Raw genomic sequence first — 22,187 nt, 5'->3', positions numbered from 1 at the left:
CGCGGCATTTGGAACAGTCCTTAACGAAGGGCCTTCCGGATGGCTTCGAGCACGCTCGGGTCCTCGATCGTCGAGGGCACGGCCTCGTCGCGGCCGTCGGCGATCGCGCGCATGGTCTTGCGCAGGATCTTCCCGGACCGCGTCTTCGGCAAAGCGTCCACAATGGACACGTCGCGGAACGCGGCGACCGGGCCGATGTCGCGGCGGACCATGGCCACGAGCTCGTCGCGCAGCTGCTCCTCGGGGATGTCCTGGCCCGCCTTCAGGACGACGAACCCGCGGGGCAGCTGGCCCTTGAGCTGGTCGGCGACACCGATGACGGCGCACTCGGCGACGGCCGGGTGCGACGCCAGCACGGCCTCCATCGAACCCGTCGAAAGCCGGTGGCCGGCGACGTTGATGACGTCGTCGGTGCGGCCCATGACGAACAGGTAGCCGTCTTCGTCGACGTAGCCGGAGTCGCCGGTGAGGTAGTAGCCGTCGTAGCGGGAGAGGTAGGCCTGGCGGTAGCGCTCGTCGTCGCCCCACAGCGTCGTCAGCGACCCCGGCGGAAGCGGCAGCTTCACGGTGATGGCGCCTTCGCGCCCGGCCGGCAGCTCCGCACCGGCCTGGTCGAGGATCCGGACGTCCCAGCCGGGGACGGGCTTGGTCGCCGAGCCGGCCTTGACGTCCATCGGCTCGAGGCCGCGCGGGTTGGCCGCGATCGGCCAGCCGGTCTCGGTCTGCCACCAGTGGTCGATCACCGGCGTGCCGAGCTTCTCGTGCGCCCAGTGGTAGGTCTCCGGGTCGAGGCGCTCGCCGGCCATGAAGAGCGTCTTGAATGCCTTGAGGTCGTACTTCTCCAGCTCACGCGCGTCGGGGTCGACCTTCTTGATGGCCCGCAGCGCGGTCGGCGCGGTGAACAGGGCCTGGACGCCGTGCTCGGCGATGACCCGCCAGAACGCGCCCGCGTCCGGCGTCCCGACCGGTTTGCCCTCGTACAGCACGGTCGTCGCGCCGACCAGCAGCGGCGCGTACACGATGTAGGAGTGCCCGACGACCCAGCCGACGTCGGAGGCCGTCCACCAGGTGTCGCCCGCGTGGACGTCGTAGATCGCGTCCATCGAATAGGCCAGCGCCACGGCGTGGCCACCCGTGTCGCGCACGACGCCCTTCGGCTTCCCAGTCGTCCCGGACGTGTAGAGGATGTACAGCGGGTCGGTGGCCGCGACCGGGACCGGGCCGGCCGGGGTGGCGCCCTCGGCGAGTTCGTGCCAGTCGAGGTCGCGGTCGCCCAGTTCGGCCGGCGCCTGGTCGCGCTGCAGCACGACGACGTGCTCCGGCTGGTGCTCGGTCATCCCCAGCGCGGCGTCGATGATCGGCTTGTACTCGACCACGCGCGTCGGCTCGATGCCGCAGGACGCGGCCAGGACGACCTTGGGTTTCGCGTCCTCGATCCGCGCCGCCAGCTCCTTCGGCGCGAAGCCGCCGAAGACCACCGAGTGCACCGCGCCGATCCGCGCGCAGGCCAGCATCGCGATCGCGGCTTCGGGCACCATCGGCAGGTAGACGATGACGCGGTCACCCTTCGTGACGCCCAGGGAGCTGAGCGCACCGGCGAACCGCGCGACCTCGTCGCGGAGCTGTTCGTAGGTGTAAACGCGGCGCCGTCCGGTCACGGGCGAGTCCCAGATCAACGCGGCCTGGCCGCCGCGGCCGGCCTCGACGTGCCGGTCGAGCGCGTTGTACGAGGTGTTCAGCTCGGCGTCCGGGAACCACCGGTAGAAGGGCGGGTTCGAGTCGTCGAGCGCCCGTTCCGGTGCCTTCGTCCAGCTGATCTTCCCGGCCGCGGCCAGCCAGAACACGTCCGGCTCGGTCAGGCTCCGCCGGTAGGCCTCGGAGTACGCGCCCATGCCCCGCTCCTTCGCGTCGAACGTCTCGCCGACCCCATCATGACCCGGGGGCGGCGGGCTCGCCGGATTCCGGGCAGGCTGAAGACCCGGCAACCTCGCGGCGCCCGGCTGCGTCCTAAGCTGGACTGCGGGAAAACGCCGCAAGGCGGTACGAAGAGAACACCGACAGTGAGGGGAGCCCGGCGGTGAACGGACTCGCGAGCGCGTTGCTCTCGCTAGCCCATTCCTTGTTCGGCCCGGGCTTCTGCCCCGGCGACTGGGTCTGGGCCACGAGTGCGGCCGGCGCGCTCGTAGCGCTCTTGCCGCCGATCGGCGCGCTGGTCGTGTCGATCATCCGGAAGGGCACCGGCAACCGCTACGACGCGACGACGCTGGGTGTCTTCGGGGTGATCGGCCTGCTCAGCACGCTGGTGCTGCCGTGGCTGCTGTCCAACGGCGTGTCGGGCGTCTACCGCGCCGCCTTCACGGGCGAGAAGTCCGGCCTGTCCAAGACCGAGCTGGGGACGCTGAACAGCGCCGGCGGCTGCTGGGTGGACAACCAGAAGGAGTACCTCGGCGGCGGCCAGACCGTCTACGACGTGCTCTTCGCCCGGAGCGGGAAGGAAATCCCGTTCTTCGTCTACCTGATCGCCTTCATCGTGCTGTTCGGCGGCTCGCTGCTGTTCGTCATGCTGCAGGGCCGCACGGCCTTCCGCCGCGGCCCGAAGTGGCCGTCGCGGTTCTTCTGGATCCCGTTCGCCGCGATGATCGTGTTCAGCGTCGGCATGGAGGCCAACACCGCGCTGCACTTCTGGCTGGGCTTCCTGCCGTTCAGCGTGCTGGGGCTGATCCCGGTCGCGATGGTCGGGCCGCCGCCGTGGTCGGTGATCAACCGCTCGGACGCCCCGCCGCGGCGTGAGCAGGAGCCGTACCGGCCGCCGCCGTCGCAGGTCCAGCCGCGGCCGACCCCGCCGCCTCCGCCGCCCCCGATCAACAAGCCGTACCCGAAGACGGCGCTGGCGTCCGCGCCGGAGCCCCCGATGGCCGGGGCGCTGGCCGCGGCCCCCGGCCCGGTCCCGCCGCCACCCGGCTCGCGCAACGCCGGCGGCAGCCGCTACCGGCGCGTCAAGCAGCTCGGCGCGGGCGGGTTCGGCACGGTCTGGCAGGCCGTCGACACCCAGCTGAACCGCACGGTCGCGCTGAAGATCGCGCACGCGCCGGACCGCGACACCGCCGAGCGCATGCAGCGCGAGGCCCGCGCGCTGGCCGTGGTCAGCCACCCGAACTGCGTCAAGGTGTACGACCTGGCCGAGGAGCCGGACGGGCTCGCGCTGGTCATGGAGTACCTCGAAGGCCGGCCGCTGGCCGAGCTGGTCGACGGCCAGGGCCCGCTCGACGACGTCGCGGCGGGCCGGCTGTGGGCGACGATGGCGGGCGCGCTCGCCGCGGCGCACGAGAAGGGCGTGCTGCACCGCGACATCAAGCCGTCGAACGTCATCCTCGACCCGAGCGGCCTGGCCCACCTGATCGACTTCGGCATCGCCCGCAGCCAGGGCGACTCGAAGATGACGGCGACCGGCATGATGATCGGCACGCCGGACTTCGTGGCCCCGGAGCAGGCGATGGGCTCGGCGGCGTCGCCGGCGTCCGACGCGTGGCAGCTGGCGGCGACGATCAGCTACGCGCTGTCCGGCCAGCCCCCGCGCGGAACCCGTGAGACGCCCATGGCGGCCTTGATGGCCGCGGCCCGCGCCGAACCGGTGTCGCGGCTGCCGCAGCGAAGCGCCCACGCGCGGCTGCTGGCGGCGTCGCTGGACCCCGAGCCACGCCGTCGTCCGACGCTCAACGCGGTGCGCCGCGAGGTCGAGGGCTGGCTGTCGCGGGCGGGCAAGTCGCCGGACGGCCCGGTCACCCGCGTCGTTCCGCGCCAGCCGCACCACCGCTAGCCGGGCTTCACCGCCGAGAAGAGCACCAGCTGCTTCGGCTCCAGCCGGACGTCGACCTGCTCGAAGCCCGCCTTCTCGAGGCGGGCCGGGAACGTCGCCGCGTCGACGACGTTCATCGTGTCGCCGAGGTGCAGCAGGCGGAACCTCAGGTTGAGCTGGCCGTCGCTGCCGCAGTACGTGCCGCCCGGGCGCAGGACCCGCGCGGCCTCGGCGAAGATCGCGTCCTGCAGCCGCCGGGTCGGCACGTGGTGCAGCATCGTGAAGCAGACGACCGCCGAGAACCGGCCGTCGTCGAAGGGCATCTCGGCGCCGCTGCCCTCGACGACGTCGGCGCGGTCACCGAACTTCGCCCGCAGCAGCTCGCTCGACGCGGGGTCGATCTCCAGCACGGTCAGCTTCGGGACGGCGCCGAGCAGCACCTTCGTGGTGGCACCGAAGCCGGGTCCGATCTCGAGCACGTCGTCGCCCAGGTCACGGCCCGCCAGCCACGGGGTCAGGCGCTCTTCGACGGTCGCCGCCCACTTGTCCGAGCTGCAGATCTTGCGGTGGATCAGGTTCATCGGCATGCGTCCGACGCTATTTCGGCGCGCGCGTGGCCGGTAGCCGATAGCCTGCCAAGTCATGTCGCCGAACAGCCAGGCCATGCTCCTCGGCGAGGTCGACCTGCCCGCCGGCACCTGGTTCCCGTGGCACGAGCACCCGGTGCACCAGCTGGTCTGGTCGGCCCGCGGGGTCGTCGCGGTCAAGGCGGGCGACGCGGGCTGGGTGCTCCCGCCGACGCGCGCCCTGTGGCTCCCGGCCGGCCTCCGGCACCGCACCGGGGCCCTCGGCCGCGCCGCCCTGCGGGGCATCTACGCGGACCCGGCGCTGTCCCCGGTGTCGTGGCCCGAGCCGCGGCTGGTGGCGGTCCGGCCGCTGCTGCGCGAGCTCCTGGAGTACCTGACCGGCGACGGCGTGGGCCCGGCGGCCCGCCTGCGTGCCGAGGCGGTGGCGTTCGACCTGCTGGAGCCGCTCGACGTGGTCCCGATCGTGGTGCCGTCCCCGGCCGACCCGCGCGCCCGCGACGTCGAGCGGGCGGTGCTGGCGAACCCGGCCGACCCGCGGACCCTGGCGGAGCTGGGCCGTGACGTCGGCGCGGCCGAGCGGACGCTGGCCCGGATCTTCGTGCGCGAGTGCCGGATGCCGTTCGGCACGTGGCGCACCCAGGTGCGGCTCCGGGCAGCGCTGCCGTTGCTGGCCCAGGGCGCGGCGATGGAGACCGTGGCGCACCGGGTGGGCTACAGCTCCGCAAGCGCTTTCGTGGCGGCGTTCCGGCGTGCTGTCGGGGTCACGCCGGGGGCGTACTTCGCCGGCTGAGCTACCGCCAGGAGGGCAGCCAGCGCTCGGCCTCCCACTGGCCGGTCGTGATCGCGACGCCGTTCAGGATCGGCCACAGCCAGGCGAAGTTCGCCACCACCAGCCCGACGTACAGGCTGACGACGAGCAGACCGGTCCCGCGTCTCTCGAACCCGCGCCGGGCACTGCCCAGGATCTGGCCCAGGCACAACGTCAGCCCGAGCACCAGGAACGCGGCCAGCGGGGTCGCGTAGAAGAAGTACATCTGGCGGTCGATGTTGGTGAACCAGAAGACGTACCCGCCGAGGTAGCCCACCAGCACGGCCGCGTAGCGCCAGTCCGCGCGGAAGAACGAACGCCACGTCGCCCAGCCCAGCATCGGGATCGCCAGCCACCACATGGCCGGGGTGCCGATCAGCATCGTCGCGCTGACGCAGCGGGACTCGCCGCAGCCGGTGACGTCGCCGTCGTAGCTGTAGAGCATCGGGCGCAGGCCCATCGGCCACGTCCAGGGTTTCGACTCCCACGGGTGCGGGTTGTCCTTGGGCGTGACCAGCGTTTCGTGGAAGTGCAGGACGTTCGCCGTGTAGTCGCCGAGCGACCGCAGCGACGCCGGCACCCACGACCAGATCCCGGGCGCGATGTCCTTGATCTCGGTGTAGTGCCGGTCGGTCGCCGTTTCGCTGGCGAACCACGCCCAGTACGCGCCGAGGTACATCAGGAACGGGATCAGCAGGATCGACCACAACGCCGGCAGCACGTCCCGGCGGATCGTGCCCAGCCATGGCCGTTCGACGCCGGCCGCGCGCCGCGCCGCGACGTCGAAGCCGACGCACAGCAGCCCGAACGCGACGATGTAGTACAGCGCCGACCACTTGACGCCGAAGGTGAGCCCGATCATCAGCCCGGTCGCGAACCGCCACCAGCGGAAGCCCAGCTTGGGGCCCCATTCGGACTCGTTGACCCAGCCTTCGCGGACCGCCGTCGCGAGCCGGGTGCGCACCTGGTCGCGGTCGACGAGCAGGCAGGCGAACGCGGCCAGCACGAACAGCGCGATGAAGATGTCGAGCATGCCCATGCGCGACTGCAGGTGCAGCACGCCGTCGCTGATCACGAGGATGCCGGCGATGCCGCCGAGCAGCGTCGAGCGCGTCAGGCGGCGGGCGACGCGGACGGTCAGCAGCACCATCAGCGTGCCGGCCAGCGCGGGCACGATCCGCCAGCCCCAGCCGTTGTAGCCGAACAGCCATTCGCCGATCGCGATCAGCTGCTTGGCCAGCGGCGGGTGGACGACCAGCTCGTAGCCGTAGTTGTCCTCGTAACCGCCGTTGCGCAGCATCTGCCACGCCTGCGGCACGTAGTGCTTCTCGTCGAAGACCGGGCTGCCCTTGTCGGTCGGCACGCCGAGGTTCTGCAGCCGGACGATGCCGCCGATCACGGTCAGGACGATCGTGACGACCCAGCCGCGCAGCCGGTCGGTCGGCATGCCTCGGCCGAGCAGGGTCGCTTCGCGGTCGGTCGGCGGCCGGAGCGCCTCGACCGGGTCCGGCCGGACGCTTTCGTCGTCGGGACGGGTCAGCACGGCGGTCACGGGGGCGATCCTACGGGCGGGGCAGGGCGTGCGTCGTCCGGATCCGCTGATCAGCCTAGGCTGGGCGGGTGAGCTCACCGGTTCCTCCCGGCCGCCTGGTCCTGGCGGCGACGCCGCTCGGCGACGTCCGCGACGCCTCCCCCCGCCTGGCGGAAGCGCTGGCGGAAGCCGACGTCATCGCGGCGGAGGACACCCGGCGGTTCCGCTCGCTGGCCTCGGCGCTGGAGGTGACCCCGCGCGGGCGGGTGGTGAGCTTCTACGAAGACGTCGAGACGGCACGCCTGCCCAAGTTGCTCGAATCGTTACACGCGGGCGAGACGGTCGTGCTCGTGACGGACGCCGGGATGCCCAGTGTGTCCGATCCGGGGTTCCGCCTGGTGTCGGCGTGCGTCGCCGCGGACATCCCGGTGACGTGCCTGCCCGGGCCGTCCGCGGTGACCACGGCGCTCGCTTTGTCCGGTTTGCCGTGTGACCGCTTTTGTTTCGAGGGCTTCGCGCCGCGCAAGCCGGGTGAGCGGACCCGGTGGCTCACGTCGTTGCGCGACGAGCCGCGGACGGCGGTCTTCTTCGAATCCCCCCACCGGCTGGCGTCGCTGTTGTCCGACGCGGCTTCAGTACTCGGTGACGCTCGGCGCGCCGCCGTGTGCCGCGAGCTGACGAAGACGTACGAAGAGGTGAAGCGCGGCTCTCTCGCGGAGCTGGCTTCGTGGGCTTCAGACGGGGTGCGCGGGGAGATCACCGTGGTGCTGGAAGGCGCGGCGCCCCGGTCGGTTTCGGTGGCGGACCTCGTCGGCGAGGTCGCCGACCGGGTGGCCTCGGGGGAGCGCCTGAAGTCGGCGGCGGCGGAGGTCGCGGCGGCGGCCGGAGTGTCCAAAAAGGAGCTTTACGACGCCGTTCTCGTTGCCCGTCAGGCGAAGTAGTCCTTACGACAGAACGGAAATGTCCGATTTGTCGTAAGTGATCGATGTGAGATCCGGATTAAGCCATTCGGCCGCTACCGGATCAGTCGATCTTCGGCAATCGTACTGCTGGGCGCAGTGCGGGTTGTCCGGCTGCGGAGTGAGGGGATTCTCCAAGTGGCTTCTTTCGTGGGTGCATCGCGCCTGAGATCCAGACGTGGCGTGCTTTTCCTCGTGCTGGCCGTGGCGTTCGGGATCCTTCCCGCCACGGCCTTTTTGCGCCCGCCGGCCGCCGCGGCCGACACCGTCGCGCAGGTGCCGGACACCGCGCCCGACGAGGCGACGGCCGCGCGGTTCGCGGGCCAGGGCCGCAAACGCGTCCAGGTCACCGGGGAAACCACCGAAACCGCGGAGACGTTCGCCAACCCGGACGGCACCTTCACCACCACCCGCCACGTCCGGCCCGTGCAGGTCAAGCAGGACGGTGCCTGGGTCACCCCGGATTCCACGCTGGTGGCGAAGGACGGCGTCGTCGCCCCCAAGGCCGCGACGACCGGCATCACGCTTTCCGCGGGCAAGCAGCGCGCGGCGAAGGCCGTGGGCGCGCAGCCCCTGCTGCGCCTGACCCGCGACGGCACGTCGGCCGGGTTCGACTGGCCGGCCGCGCTGCCCGCGCCGGTCGTCGACGGCTCCACCGCGACCTACCCCGAGGTCCTGCCCGGCGTCGACCTGCGGGTCCAGGTCGACCTCGACACCGTGCACGAGGTCGTCGTCGTCAAGACGCCCGAGGCGGCGAAGAACGTGGCGACGCTCGGGTTCGGGCTGCCGGTGCAGAACGGCAAGGTGACGAAGGACGCCGACGGCACGCTCCACGTCCGCAACGCCGCCGGCGACGAGAAGTTCACCGCGCCGCCCGCGACCATGTGGGACTCCTCGGGCTTCGACCCCGACGGTCGCGACTTCGTCCGCGGCCCGGCCCCGGGCGGCCACCAGGCGACGGTCGGTGTCGACCTTGCCGGCACGAAACTGACCCTGACCCCGGACCAGAAGCTGCTCACCGCGGCCGACACCGTCTACCCGGTCTACGTCGACCCGACCTGGCACGACATGTACTGCCAGGCCTGCGGCCGCAACCACTACCTCGTCCAGTACGCCTGCGGCGCGAACAAGACGCCGGGCGACGCGGTGTGGGACAGCGACGACAACCTCCGCGCCGGCTACTTCTACGACACCCGCTCGAGCTGCAGCGGGCACCTGGTCACGGCCCGCTCGTTCGTCGAGATGAACCTGGGCGGCCTCGCCGGGAAGAAGATCTACGGCGCGCAGCTGAACCTGAGCCTGACCAACCCCGGCAACTGCGGTGCGAACAACAACGTGGTCTGGGCCGGCGCGATCTCGGCCGGGATGACGTTCAACAGCGCGCCGCCGTGGTGGAACACCGTCGCGACGGTGGTGGGCTGCCCCACCAACGCCGGCTTCGACATCACGTCGACGATCGCGAGCGCGGTCAGCGGCAACTCGCCGACGTGGACCTTCGGCATCGTCTCACCGGACGAAGGCGACCAGGCGACGTGGAAGCGCTACTCGCCGCAGGTCGGCTTTTCGGTGACCTACAACTCGCCGCCGAACCAGCCGAAGAACCTCGCCATCTTCAACGGCACGCAGTCCTTCCCGTGCGTCCAGGGCGCTTCGCGGCCGGTGCTCGGGCCGACCAGCACCGGCTACGTCACCCGCGCCAACGTCTCCGACCCGGACGGCTACGCGCTGGACGCCCGGTTCCGCATCTACAAGGGACTCGTCAGCCAGGGGTCGGGCCACTACAGCTGGGACGGCCGGGAGTTCGGCTCGGACAACATCCTGAGCGACGCGAACCAGGCGAACCGCAACGCGGTCACGACGTTGCCCAAGGACGAGCTGAACGCCGACGGCTTCTACTCGTGGGACGTCCACGCCACCGACGGGAAGGACACCGCGTGGGCGGTGCCGTGCGAGGTCGAGATCGAGCTGACCGCGCCGGCGGCACCCGGCGTGGCCTCGCAGACCTACCCCTCCGGCACCTACGGCGGCGGTCCCGGCCGCGCCGGTGACTTCACCTTCACCGCGGCGGGCACCGCGGCCCCGGTCGACCACTACGTCTGGCGCCTGGACAACACGGCCGCGCCCAGCTGCGACGGCACCGAGGCCGGAACGGTGAAGCCGAAGGCCCTCAACGGGCCGGGTACCACGGCGATCGCGCCCGGCAGCTCGGGTGCGCACGTGCTCAGCGTGTGGTCGTGCAACCGGGCGAAGACGCCGTCGAACCGCGTCGACTACTCCTTCCTCGTGAAGGACGCCTCGGCCCCGGTCGCGTCCTGGCAGTTCGAAGGCGACGGCCGTTCGCAGGTCACCGGCCTGCGCTACGCGGGTGCCGGCACCGGCACCTTCGCCACCGGCAAGCTCGGCCAGGCGGCGACGCTCAGCGGGCAGGCCGGCGACTACTTCGCGACGCCGGCCCGGATCGTCGACACCACCAAGTCGTTCTCCGTCTCGGCGTGGGTGAACGCGGCCGACCTGACCGGCCAGCGGACCGTCCTCTCCCAGGACGGCGACCAGGCCAGCGGGTTCGCACTGCAGGCCCTGTCGACGGGCAAGTGGGCGTTCAGCCTGAGCGGCTCGGACGTCGCGAACCCGGCGGTCACGTCGGCCGTGTCCACGGCCGCGCCGACCACCGGGACCTGGACCCACCTCACGGGGGTCTACGACGCGACCGCGCACACCGCCGCGCTGTACGTCGACGGCGCCCTCCAGCAGACGGTGTCCGCGACGGCGGCCAACGTGACCGGCCCCCTGGTGCTCGGCGGCGCGAAGTGGGGCGGCGTCCGCACGTACCTGACGAAGGGCGCGATCGACGAGGCGGCGGTCTTCGGCCGCGCCCTGTCCGCGGCGGAGGTCGGCACCCTGTACGGCGCCAACGGCGTCCCGACGGGCCTGTCCGCGGCGCGTGAGTACACATTGGACGGTGACACCCGGGACGCCACCGGCACCGAGAACACGCTGACGCTGAAGAACCTTTCCTACGGCCAGGGCTATTCGGACTCGGCGGGGCAGTCCGCCACCGAGGACGCCGTCGGGCACGGGAGCGGACAGGGCCTGGTCGACCAGGGACCCGGCTACGCCACGACGTCGGCGCCGGTGGTCGACAGCTCGCAGAGCTTCTCCGTCTCGGCGTGGGTCAAGCCGGCGGACGCGAACTACTACACGCTGGCCGCCCAGATGGGCACCAAGGGCAACGCCTTCCAGCTCAGCATGTCCGACCAGACCATCGGGATCGGCATGAGCACCAGCGACAACGGCGACCCGAACGCCGCCGGCTGGCGGTGGGCGGCCGCGCCGGTGGCCTCGCACGCGGGCGTGTGGACGCACGTGACCGGAACCTACGACGCCGTGGCCGGGAAGGAACGGTTCTACCTCGACGGGGCGCTGGCCGCGGAGGTGACCATCGCCGCCGGCACGACGTGGCGGGCCACCGGCCCGTTCACCGTCGGCAAGGTGGCGGACCAGGACCTCGGTGTCTACAAGGGATCGATCGACCAGGTCCAGGTCTGGGACCGGGCGCTGCCCGCGGCCGAGGTCGCCGGGCTGGCCGACACCGCGGTGCTGCGGGCGAACTACCAGCTCGACGGCACGACGACCGACTCCGTCAGCGGCGCGACCGGCACCCCGTCGGGCAACGTCCAGCTGACGACCGACGACAACGGCGCGAACGTCGCCCGCTTCCCGTTCGAGTGGGGCTCCCAGATCGAGGGGCCGCGCCCGCAGAACCTCCGCAGCGACCGCAGCTTCACGGTCGAGGCCTGGGTGAAGAAGACCTGGACCGCCGAGGACGCGGCCAAGGAGAAGCAGCGGGACCCGTCCGACCCCGCCGGGGTGGACAAGCCCGGCCGGACCGCGCTCGGGGCCAACGGCGCCAGCTACTCGCCCTACCTGCTCGGCTACCGGGGCGTCCAGGACGCGAACGGCGCCTGGCACCCGCGCTGGAGCTGGGCGATGTGGATGAAGGAGTCCACGCCGACGACACCGGTGTCCGTGCTGGCCGAATCGGGCGTGGACGCGGAGCCGAACGTGTGGACGCACCTGGCCGGGACCTACGACGCGGTCACGCACCAGGCGTGCCTGAACGCGACGACGGACGCCTACCAGTACACGCAGAAGTGCGTCGGCAACGTCGTCGGCTGGAACGGTGCCAGTGACCTCGAGGACCTCTTCCTCGGGCGCGGCCGGTTCAAGGGCATGGACACCGACTACTGGTACGGCGACCTCCGCGGCATCCGGGTCTACAGCGGTGTGCTCGACCAGCAGCACATCAACGCCGACGCCTTGCTCGACCACCCCTAGCCCTCGCCACCCACTTCGCAGAACAGGCAGATCCGTCATGCGCAGAAGTGCCAGATGGGCCCGGTCGGGCCGGTCGTCCCGGGTCACCGCGGCGGTGCTCGCGGCCGTCATGCTCACCTCGGGCGGAACGGCCGTCGCCGCGCCCGCCGCGGCTCCCGGCGGCTGGTCGGTGCCGCCGGGGCAGAAGGACAAGAGCGTCCCCGTCCACCCCGTGGTGGCCGGGAAGCTGCCCGACATCAAGGTCGGCACGCCGCCCGTCACGCCGCCGGTCTGGCCCGCCGCGAAGGACACCGACGTCGACTTGGCGCCCGCCGCGCAGCAGCTGCGCGCCGCCGACACCCCGGTGCGGCTCGGGCGGGCGGCGGCCGCGGCGAAGCCCGCCAAGGTGCATGTCAAGGTGGCCGACCACAAGGCCGCCGAAGCGCTCGGGCTAGACGGCGTCGTCCTCTCGGTCACCGGCGCCGCCGACGGCCCGGTGCACGTCGGACTGGACTACAGCGGCTTCGCGAACGCCTTCGGCGGCGGCTGGAGCGACCGGCTCCGGCTGTTCACGCTGCCCGCCTGCGCACTGTCCACACCGGACAAGCCGGAGTGCCGCAAGCGCACGCCGATCGCCGGTTCGGCCAACGACGCCAAGGCGAAGCAGGTCACGGCGGACGTCGCGACCGCCGGCGGGACGCAGGTGCTGGCCGCCGCGGCGACGGCGAGCGGCTCCGCGGGGTCGACCACGGCCATGCCGCTGTCGGCGGCCGGGGACTGGTCCGGCGGCGGCTCGGGCGGCGACTTCTCCTACAGCTACCCGTTCGCGGCGCCGAAGGCCCCGAACGGCGCGGCCCCGAACCTCGCGCTGAGCTACTCCTCGGGCAGCATCGACGGCCTGACGTCGGCGACCAACAACCAGGCGTCGTGGATCGGCGACGGCTGGGACTTCACGCCGGGTGGCTTCATCGAGCGCCACTACAAGGGCTGCAGCGAAGACCTGGGCGGCAACAACGGCCAGACGAAGACCGGCGACCAGTGCTGGGGACCCGACAACGCGTCGCTCGTCCTCGGCGGCCGGTCGACCCAGCTGATCAAGGTCAGCGACACGCTCTGGCGGCCCAAGAGCGACGACGGGTCCAAAGTGGAACTCCTGACCGGGGCGGCGAACGGCGTCTCCCGCGGCCAGCACTGGCGCGTCACCACCGGCGACGGCACGCAGTACTACTTCGGCCTCAACCACCTCCCGGGCTGGACCAGCGGCAAGCCGGAGACGCAGTCCGCGTGGACGGTCCCGGTGTTCGGCAACAACGAAGGCGAAGACTGCTACAAGGCGGGCGACTTCGCGCACTCCTGGTGCCAGCAGGGCTGGCGCTGGAACCTCGACTACTCCGTCGACCCGCACGGCAACGTCAACAGCTACTACTACCAGCCGGAGAAGAACTCCTACGGGCTGAACCTGAACGTCACCTCGGCCGGCACGTCCTACGTCGCGGGCGGCTACCCGCTGCGCGTCGAGTACGGCCTGCGCCTGCAGGACGGCAGCGTCTACGGCAGCGGCCCGACGAACCAGGTCGTGTTCGACACGGCCGAGCGGTGCATCCCGGACGCCTCCTTCGACTGCGCCCCGGCGAAGCTCACGGCGGCGAACGCGGCGCACTGGCCGGACGTCCCGTTCGACCAGATCTGCGCCGAGGGCGCGACCTGCGACTACGGCGCGCCCGCCTTCTTCACCCGCAAGCGCCTGACGGCGGTCCGCACCCAGTACTTCACCGGCACGACCCCGCACGACATCGACCAGTGGGACCTCGTCCAGTCCTACCCGGGCTCGGGGGACAACGCCCCGCCCGCGCCGTGGCTGAACTCGATCACGCACACCGGGAAGGCCGGCGCCACGCCGATCACGTTGCCGCCGACCGAGTTCGACCGCTACGTCTTCCCGAACCGCGTCGACACGCTCGGCGACAAGTACGCGGCGATCACCCGCAGCCGGCTCAAGGAGATCCGCACCGAGACCGGCAGCCGGATCTCCGTGGTCTACTCGGCGGAGGACTGCGTGCCGGGCACGAAGATGCCCGCGTCGCCGCAGACGGACAAGTACCGCTGCTTCGCCTCGTACTGGAGCCCGCCCGAGTCGAAGGACCCGGTGCTGGACTGGTTCCACAAGTACGTCGTCACCGACGTCACCGAGGACGACGGGCCGGGGGACGCGATCCCCGTCGAGACGCACTACTCCTACCCGGCCGACAGCGCGGCCTGGCACTACGACGACAGCCAGTTCACCCCGGACGACCGCCGCACCTGGAACCAGTGGCGCGGCTACAACGTCGTGACCACGTCGATCGGCGCACCGGGCGCGACGCAGACCGTCACCGAGTCCCTCTACCTGCGCGGCATGGACGGCGAGGTGGTCACGGACTCCGACAACGGCACGATCACCGACGCCGACCCGCTGCAGGGCTTCCTGCGCGAGTCGCGGACGAAGCTGGCCGACGGCAGGACCGTCGACTCCGCCTCGATCAACGACCCGTGGCTGCGCGGCCCGACGGCGACCAGCGCCGACGGGCGCCTCAAGGGCTACATGATCGACACCCAGTCGGTCCGCGGCCGGACGCTGCTTTCGGACGGCAAGACCTACCGCCGCACGCAGGTGAACAAGAAGTTCAACGACAACGGGATGACCACCCAGGTCGAGGACCTCGGCGACCAGGCGGACGCCGGCGACGACACCTGCACCAACACGACGTACGTCGCGAACGCCGCGGGCATGTTCGACCGGTCCAGCGAGGTCGTGATGTTCGGCGGCACCTGCGCCGGCACCCAGACCGCGGCGAACAGCATCACCGACGTCAAGGTGGCCTACGACCACCTGGCCATCGGGGACCCGCCGACCAAGGGCGACATCACCGAGCAGGACACCCTCGACACCTGGGACGCGGCCGGCAAGCACTACGTCGCCACCGCGAAGAACGTCTATGACGACCTGGGCCGCGAAACCGAGGCGCGGGACGTCTTCGGCAACCTGACCAAGACCGAGTTCACCGGCGCCCCGGTCACCCAGGTCAAGACGACCAACCCGCTCGGCTGGACGTCGACCACGACGCTCGAGCCCGCGCGCGGCAACCCGACGACGTCCAGCGACGTCAACAGCGTCACGACGGACATCGACTACGACGCGCTGGGCCGGAAGGTCTCGGTCTGGAACCCGGGCCGGACCCGGAGCCAGCCGGCGAGCGCGACCTTCGAGTACGGGGAGAGCCAGACCGGCCCGATCTACGTGCGCACGAAGACGTTGCAGGACACCGGTTCCTACACCGACTCGTACACGATCTACGACAAGCTCGGCCGGACCCGCCAGACGCAGGTCCCGGCGCAGGGCGGCGGCCGGATCATCGCCGACACCCTGTACGACTCGCGCGGCCTGCAGTTCAAGACGAACGCGCCGTTCTACAACGACGCGTCGGGGCCGAACGCGACGCTCGTCGGCGCCGCCGACAACGACGTGATGGCGCAGACCGTCACCGAGTACGACCGCCGGGCGCGGCCGACGGCGTCCATCCTGATGTCCAAGGGCGCCGAACAGTGGCGCACGACCACCCGCTACGACGGCGAGCGGACCACGACGATCCCGCCCGCGGGCGGCTCACCGTCCACAGTGGTCACCGACGCCCAGGGGCAGACCGTCCAGCGGCTGCAGTACACCAACGGCTACACGCCGGGCGGCGCGAACCCCGCCGACGTCACGAAGTACGCGTACAACGCGGCCGGCGCGCAGACGTCGGTCCAGGACTCCTCGGGCAACGTCTGGTCGACGAAGTACGACCTGCGCGGCCGCAAGATCGAGCAGAACGACCCCGACGCCGGGCGCTCGACCTACACCTACGACCAGGCCGGGCAGCTCAAGACGACCACGGACGCCCGGAACCAGACGCTCGTCTACACCTACGACACGCTCGGCCGGAAGATCCAGGAGAACCAGGGCTCGGAGACCGGCCCGAAGCTGGCGTCGTGGACCTACGACACGCTGCTGCACGGGCTCGGGCTGCCGGCGTCCTCGACCCGCTGGGACGGCACGGACGGCTACACGAACCGCGTCGTCGCCTACGACGCGTTCAGCCGGCCGACCAAGACGGCCGTGGACATCCCCGCGAAGGAAGACGCGCTCAAGGGGACGTACGAGTTCTCCACGAAGTACTCGGCGACCGGGGCGGTCTCGGAGACGGTGAGCCCGGCGGCGGGCAACCTCCATCAGGAGCACGTCGTCCACACCTACACCGACCTGGGCCTGCCCGCGACGACGTACGCGCTCGACTCGACGACGGGCGCGCGCACGGACCTGGTCTCCTCGACCGGCTACACGTCGCTCAACGAGATGTCGACGCTGCAGCTGGACAGCGCGACGTCGGTGGCGAACGTCGGCGTGACGCAGACGTACGACCAGGTCACCCGGCGGCCGCAGACCACGACGGTGAGCCGCGAGACCCAGGTGGGTCCCGAGCTGACCAAGCGGACGTACACCTACGACCCGGCGGGCAACGTCCGCAAGATCGCGGACACGCCCGCCGGCGCGACGGCCGACATCCAGTGCTTCGACTACGACTACCTGCAGCGGATGACGGACGCGTGGACGCCGTCGTCGGGTGACTGCGGCACGGCGAAGTCGGCGTCCGCGCTGGGCGGGGCCGCGCCGTACTGGAACACGTACACGTTCGACAAGACGGGCAACCGCAAGACCCAGGTCGAGCACAAGGCGGCCGGCGACGTCACGACGAACTACACGTACCCGGCATCGGGCGCGACGGCGGTCCGCCCGCACGCACTGCAGGGCACGAACGCGGCGGGCCCGAACGGCACGTCGACGACGGGCTACACGTACGACGAAGCGGGCTCGGTGAAGACCCGCGACGTCGGCGGCAACACGCAGACGTACACGTACGACGCGGAAGGCCACACGGCGCAGGAGACGGACCCGTCGGGGACGAGCACGTACGTCTACGACGCGGACGGCAACCGCCTGATCGCCCACGACCCGACGGGCGCGACCCTGTCGATCGGCGACCTGGAGATCTTCCAGACCGCGGGCACCCACGCCGCGACGGCGATCCGCTACTACGCGCACGGCGGCACGCAGGTGGCCGAGCGCGTGGGAACGTCGGGCCTGCGCTGGATGCTGGGCGACCTGCACGGCACGAACGGCCTGTCGATCACGCAGGGAACGTTGCAGCCGACGCAGCGCTACACGGACCCGTTCGGCAACGTCCGCGCCCAGACGTCGACGTGGCCGGACAAGCACGGTTTCGTGGGCGGCTACCAGGACACCACGGGCCTGACCCACCTGGGAGCCCGCGACTACGACCCGGCAACGGGCCGGTTCACGAAGACGGACCCGGTGCTGACACCGGACCTGCCCCAGACGTTGAACGCGTACGCGTACGCGAACAACGCACCGGCAACGGAATCCGACCCGTCAGGCTTGTCGGCTTGCTATTCGATGGGCTCGGACGGCTTGCTGTGCAACGCGAACACCCCGCAGGCGGAGGGTTGTTCGTGGAACTCGAGCTGCAACGTGGTGGGCCACCACACGCAGCAGGAGATCGACCACCACAGCGGCAAGGACGCCCGCGACGCCTACCTGGCAGCGCACAACGTCAACACGGCGGCGTACAAGGACGCCCAAGCGGTGGTGAAGAAGTCCAAGTGGGACGTCTTCGTCGACGCGGCAGGCGAGCTGATCAAGGGCCTGATCGGCTGGGACGACATCAAGGACTGCGTGACGCAGGGCGCGTTCGGCGCGTGCGTCCGAACGGTCATCAACTTCATCCCGTGGGGCAAGATCCTCAAGGCCGGCGAGATCATCGCGGACTTCTGGAAGGGCGCGAAGGCGCTGATCACCTTCGGCAAGGAGGTGGAGAAGGCCGAGAAGGTCATCGTCGACACGGAGAAGGTGTTGGTCGATGCGGACAAGGCCGCAAATGCGGCTTCGGATGCCGAGCATGCGGTATCGGAAGTTGCGCACGGGGCCGAGGAGGCGAAGGGCGCCGAAGCGGCTGGAGCCGCGGAGAGCAAGGCGGCGGACGCCTGCAGCTTGATCGCGGGCACCACGGTGGTCCTCGCGGACGGCACGACCAAGCCGATCGAGCAGGTGAAGATCGGCGATGTCGTTCTGACGACCGACACCGAAACGGGCAAGACCGAGCCGCACCGCGTGGTCGGAACGGATGTCCACGGCAACGAACCGCCGCGGACGGAGATCACCGTGCAGTCGGGCGGCCAGACCGGCTCGATCGTCGCGACGGATTGGCACCCGTTCTGGGTGGAAGAGGCCGGCAACTGGATCGTCGCGGGCGACCTGGTCGCCGGTGAACACTTCCGCACATCGGACGGCAATGTCGCGGTCGTCGCGGAGGTCAAGCACTTCAGCCAGAACAATGATGTCTACGACCTGACCGTGGACGCCGTGCATGACTTCTACATCGTCGCCGGCGCGGTCGCGATCCTCACCCACAACTGCGGGCCGGCGGAGAAGTTCAATGTTCCCGAAAAACCCGGCGTGTACACGATCCATCTCGCCGATGGCAGCAAGTACGTAGGCATGTCCACCAGGAATATCCGGGGCCGAGTCGCCGCGTCCATGAGTCCGAGTCATGCAGTGGGGTCGAAGGGTTACAGCCTGGCGGATGTCACAAACGTCACCTGGATGACTCTGCAGAATGGCGTGAAGTCGACCACGGCTCGTCGTATCGAGCAAACCGTCATGGACGGCTTTAAAGAATTGGGTGCCAAGCTGCTCAACCGGCGCGACCCCGAAATTCATCTGCCGACCGGCGGCTACTTTCCGTAGGCGGGCGGACGAGGCGAAGTGGTGGTACTCTTCGCGCGTCGATTTCAGATCGCCACTTCGTGGGTGGCATGTGAACGGAGAGCAATGGGAACGTGGGGTGACGGGCCCTTCGGCAGTGATGCCGCTCAAGATCTGCTTGAGCAACTCGAAGAGCTGGCTGTGTCAGATCGTCTCGTTGAGCTGGAACGCATCTTCGATGTGGCAGTGAATCGACCTGAGGGCGAAGAAGTGCTTCCCGACGAGATCTTGGCCAGTGTGGCAGTCGTCGTGGCGAATCTATCTGCTGAGACGGACCTGCCCTGGAAAGATGAGGTATCAGGACTGGCTGAATGGCTCCCGCAAGGCGATGCCGAGCAGTTGCGGTCTCGTGCCTATGGTGCACTGGAAACAACCTTTTCGCCCGGAAATTGGTGGTGGGAAAGCTGGGTCGATCAGGATGACAGGGCGCGAATGCAGAGCACGATCGACCGTATGCGTGCGATACTTGGCCCGGACGGTCGCTGACGACTCGACTTGGCTGTAGGGAGTGAAGTCGTTGCCGGTTTCCGGAGTTGGGGTCGGCTGAGGCGGTAAAGCTCACGTCAACAAAGCGGTCACCGCGGCATGCGCCTTCTCCGCGTCGGGCGCATCCCCGGTGATCACGTCCGTGTACACGAACGACTCCCCGATCCGTACCAGCAGGTAAGCCAGGTCCGGCAGGGGCAACGGAGGTCTCAACCGCCCGGCTGAGACCTCCGTGGACAGCAGCAGCTCCAGCTCCGCCGTGGTCCGCTGTTGGCAAACGCTTGCGCGCGTCGTCAACAGCCGCAAAGCCCGCTCGGGCTCGCGGCGCAAGAAGTCGCGAAACGGCGGTGAGTCGTTCGCGAACCGGACGTACCCGCTCACGAAATCCGCGATCCCGGCAGCGCCGCGGCCCGCGCAAGACGGCCAGAGACGCGCGATCGACGCGGCGGACAGTGACCACAGGATCTCACCCAGCAACCGATCCCGGGACCCGACCCGGCGGTGCAGCGTTGCCCGGCTGATGGACAGCGCTTCCGCCAGCTCGCCCATGTCCACCCGGCGACCCGCCAGGAACCACTCGCGGGCCAGTTCGAACTCCTGAGACATATGCCAGAATGTCTCACATCGAGCAGGAGACGGCGAGAGGGACAGCGACATGCGCGCAGTGCAGGTGACCGAGTTCGGCGGGCCCGAGGTGCTCACGCCCGTCGAGCTGCCCGATCCGGTGGCCGGGCCCGGTGAGGTGCTCATCGACGTCGAGCGCATCGGCGTCAACTACGCCGACACCCACCAGGCCGAAAACTCCTACCTCGCGCCGTCCGAGCTGCCCCTCGTTCCCGGTGGTGAAGTGGTCGGGACGAGCGGAGGCAAGCGCGTCGTCGCCCTGCTGAACGGCGGTGGCGGGTACGCCGAGAAGGCCGTCGCGCCCCAAGCCACCACTTACGAAGTTCCCGACGGCGTCGACGACCTCGCCGCGCTGTCCATGCTGGTCCAGGGGACCACCGCCTGGGTTCTGCTCCGGAAGAACGCCCACCTCGAGCAGGGCGAGTCCGTCGTCGTGCACGCGGCCGCCGGGGGTGTCGGGACCATTGCCGTCCAGCTCGCCAAGGCATGGGGGGCCGGGCGCGTCATCGCCACCGCCAGCAGCGACGAGAAGCGCGCCCTCGCGCTCGAACTCGGCGCCGACGTCGCCGTCGACTCGCGCGCGGAGAACATGACCGAGACGCTCATCGAGGCCAACAACGGCCGGCGGGTCGACGTCGTGCTCGACATGGTCGGCGGGACGACCACCGACCAGAGCATCGCCGCGCTCGCGCCGTTCGGGCGGCTCGCCTTCTACGGCATGGCCGGGCGCGAAAACCCCAAGCCCGTCGAGATGCGCAACCTCCTCGGCCACAGCACCACCGTCAGCGGCATGTGGCTGCCGCACGTCTTCCGCCTGCCCGGCAACGTCTTCGGGACCGCGCTGAACGAGCTGTTCACGCTGGTCGAAGCAGGGCAGCTCAAGGCCATCCCGGGCGGCGAGTTCGCGCTCTCCGACGCCCGCGGCGCGCACGAGGCCCTGCGCTCCCGCAAGACCGTCGGCAAGCTACTGCTCGACCCCGGCAAGTAGGCGTTCCAGGGGTGCCGCCTTGTGGAGGCACTCCTGCCACTCCGCCTCCGGGTCCGAATCCGCCGTGATGCCGCCGCCGACGCCCAGGGAAATCGCGCCGGCGGCGATCTCGAACGTCCGGATCGCGACGTTCAGCTCCAGGCCCGCCGCCGGCGACAGCAAGCCGATCGCGCCCGTGTAGACCCCGCGGCCGCACGGTTCCAGCGCCGCGATCAGGTCCAGCGCGCGGATCTTCGGCGCGCCCGTCACCGAGCCGGGCGGGAAGGTCGCGGAGAGCAGCGAAGCGTCCGAAACCGACGGGCGCAGCACCCCGGTCACCGTCGAGTCCAGGTGCCAGACGCCCGGTGCCGGACGGACCTCCAGCAGCGAAGGCACCGTCACCGACCCCACCGAGCACACCCGGCCCAGGTCGTTGCGGACCAGGTCCGTGATCATCACGTTCTCCGCCACGTCCTTGGCGGACTGCCGCAGCAGGACCGCGTTCCCGTCGTCCGCGGGGCCGCGGCGGGGGAGCGTGCCCTTGATCGGCGTCGACCGCACCGAACGGCCGTGGCGCGCGAGGAACAGTTCCGGCGAGAACGAGACCACGGACCCCCACGAGCCGGTCAGGAACGCCGCCCGGCGGGGCGCCAGCGACGAGACGCCGGCCGCGAACAGAGCCTCAGGCGAGCCCGAAAACGAACCCGTGAACCGGCAGCAGACGTTCGCCTGGAACAGCTCGCCGGCTTCGATCGCGTGCACGCACGCCTTGACCGCGTCCCGGTGCTCCGACGGCAGCGGGCGCCGCAGCGGCCCCGCCGTCCACGACGAAGAAGGCACGGACGAAGTCAGCAGGGCCTCCACCTCGGCCGCCGACGGCCCGCCGCCGTCCAGGGATTCGAGGTGGCAGGTGCCGTCGGCGGACCACCGCAGCACGTGGTCCGCCCAGCCCCACGCCGCCGGCGGGAGCGAACCCGTGCGGCCGGACGGGTCCGCCAGGTCGTAGGACAGGTACCCGAACCAGCCGCCGCCGATCACGCCGGGCGGGGCGTCGACCTCGCCGAGAGCAGGAAGTTCGCGAGGCGAAACCGAAAGGGAAGGCGCGATCACCGCCGTGGCGGCGAACCACTCGCCCGACAGCATCGCGGGCGGCGGCAAGCCGCGGGAGGCGTTGTGGTGAGCGAGTGCCGAAAACGCGCGTGCGGGCGTCACCTTCGTCCGAAGTGCCCTGCTCGTCACGCGCATGGCGCCATATC

At 70.5% G+C, this 22,187-nt stretch carries 12 protein-coding genes; 7 read left to right on the top strand and 5 right to left on the bottom strand.

Annotation, left to right across the window (positions count from 1 at the left end):
* Positions 1-20: 20 nt before the first annotated feature.
* Positions 21-1,892, bottom strand: a complete 1,872-nt coding sequence (locus tag ACWEN0_RS03135) for a propionyl-CoA synthetase (protein ID WP_451968440.1) — start codon at positions 1,890-1,892, stop codon at positions 21-23.
* A 185-nt stretch (positions 1,893-2,077) separates the two neighbouring features.
* Here ACWEN0_RS03135 and ACWEN0_RS03130 point away from each other — a divergent pair, with 185 nt between their 5' ends.
* Complete coding sequence (locus ACWEN0_RS03130; RefSeq protein WP_451968438.1) at positions 2,078-3,817, top strand: serine/threonine-protein kinase; 1,740 nt, start codon at positions 2,078-2,080, stop codon at positions 3,815-3,817.
* Here the strand turns inward: ACWEN0_RS03130 and ACWEN0_RS03125 are convergent.
* Positions 3,814-4,383: a class I SAM-dependent methyltransferase gene (locus ACWEN0_RS03125; protein WP_451968436.1), complete on the bottom strand. Its 570-nt coding sequence runs from the start codon at positions 4,381-4,383 to the stop codon at positions 3,814-3,816. The two genes, ACWEN0_RS03130 and ACWEN0_RS03125, sit on opposite strands and share 4 nt — an antisense overlap.
* 76 nt (positions 4,384-4,459) lie before the next feature.
* Between ACWEN0_RS03125 and ACWEN0_RS03120 the strand changes: the two genes are divergently transcribed.
* Positions 4,460-5,173 carry an AraC family transcriptional regulator gene (locus tag ACWEN0_RS03120; RefSeq protein WP_451969832.1) on the top strand — a complete coding sequence of 238 codons (714 nt, stop codon included), beginning with the start codon at positions 4,460-4,462 and terminating at the stop codon, positions 5,171-5,173.
* A 1-nt stretch (position 5,174) separates the two neighbouring features.
* Here the strand turns inward: ACWEN0_RS03120 and ACWEN0_RS03115 are convergent, their stop codons facing one another.
* Positions 5,175-6,743, bottom strand: a complete 1,569-nt coding sequence (locus ACWEN0_RS03115; protein ID WP_451968434.1) for a dolichyl-phosphate-mannose--protein mannosyltransferase — start codon at positions 6,741-6,743, stop codon at positions 5,175-5,177.
* Between the two features lie 68 nt (positions 6,744-6,811).
* On the opposite strand from ACWEN0_RS03115, the gene rsmI reads away from it, so the two are divergent.
* The 4 genes from rsmI to ACWEN0_RS03095 all read left to right on the top strand — a co-directional run bounded on the left by rsmI (position 6,812) and on the right by ACWEN0_RS03095 (position 19,340).
* Positions 6,812-7,663, top strand: a complete 852-nt coding sequence (gene rsmI / locus ACWEN0_RS03110; RefSeq protein ID WP_451968432.1) for a 16S rRNA (cytidine(1402)-2'-O)-methyltransferase — start codon at positions 6,812-6,814, stop codon at positions 7,661-7,663.
* A gap of 201 nt (positions 7,664-7,864) precedes the next feature.
* Complete coding sequence (locus ACWEN0_RS03105; RefSeq protein ID WP_451968430.1) at positions 7,865-12,016, top strand: LamG-like jellyroll fold domain-containing protein; 4,152 nt, start codon at positions 7,865-7,867, stop codon at positions 12,014-12,016.
* 37 nt (positions 12,017-12,053) lie between these two features.
* Positions 12,054-18,836, top strand: coding sequence for an RHS repeat-associated core domain-containing protein (locus ACWEN0_RS03100; protein ID WP_451968428.1), 6,783 nt, complete (start codon positions 12,054-12,056; stop codon positions 18,834-18,836).
* Positions 18,837-18,854: 18 nt separating this feature from the next.
* Positions 18,855-19,340, top strand: a complete 486-nt coding sequence (locus ACWEN0_RS03095; protein ID WP_451968426.1) for a DUF4259 domain-containing protein — start codon at positions 18,855-18,857, stop codon at positions 19,338-19,340.
* 72 nt (positions 19,341-19,412) lie between these two features.
* On the opposite strand, the gene ACWEN0_RS03090 is transcribed toward ACWEN0_RS03095, so the two are convergent.
* Positions 19,413-19,946, bottom strand: coding sequence for a QsdR family transcriptional regulator (locus ACWEN0_RS03090; protein ID WP_451968424.1), 534 nt, complete (start codon positions 19,944-19,946; stop codon positions 19,413-19,415).
* Positions 19,947-19,995: 49 nt separating this feature from the next.
* Here ACWEN0_RS03090 and ACWEN0_RS03085 point away from each other — a divergent pair, with 49 nt between their 5' ends.
* Entirely contained in the window at positions 19,996-20,952 is a 957-nt protein-coding gene (locus ACWEN0_RS03085) for a quinone oxidoreductase family protein (protein ID WP_451968422.1), read from the top strand.
* Here the strand turns inward: ACWEN0_RS03085 and ACWEN0_RS03080 are convergent.
* Positions 20,929-22,176: an aminodeoxychorismate synthase component I gene (locus ACWEN0_RS03080; protein WP_451968420.1), complete on the bottom strand. Its 1,248-nt coding sequence runs from the start codon at positions 22,174-22,176 to the stop codon at positions 20,929-20,931. The two genes, ACWEN0_RS03085 and ACWEN0_RS03080, sit on opposite strands and share 24 nt — an antisense overlap.
* Positions 22,177-22,187: the final 11 nt, after the last annotated feature.

It is taken from the genome of Amycolatopsis sp. NPDC004378, assembly GCF_053602455.1.
The sequence above is the reverse complement of the archived record's forward strand: the minus strand, read 5'-3'. Positions and strand labels throughout refer to the sequence as shown.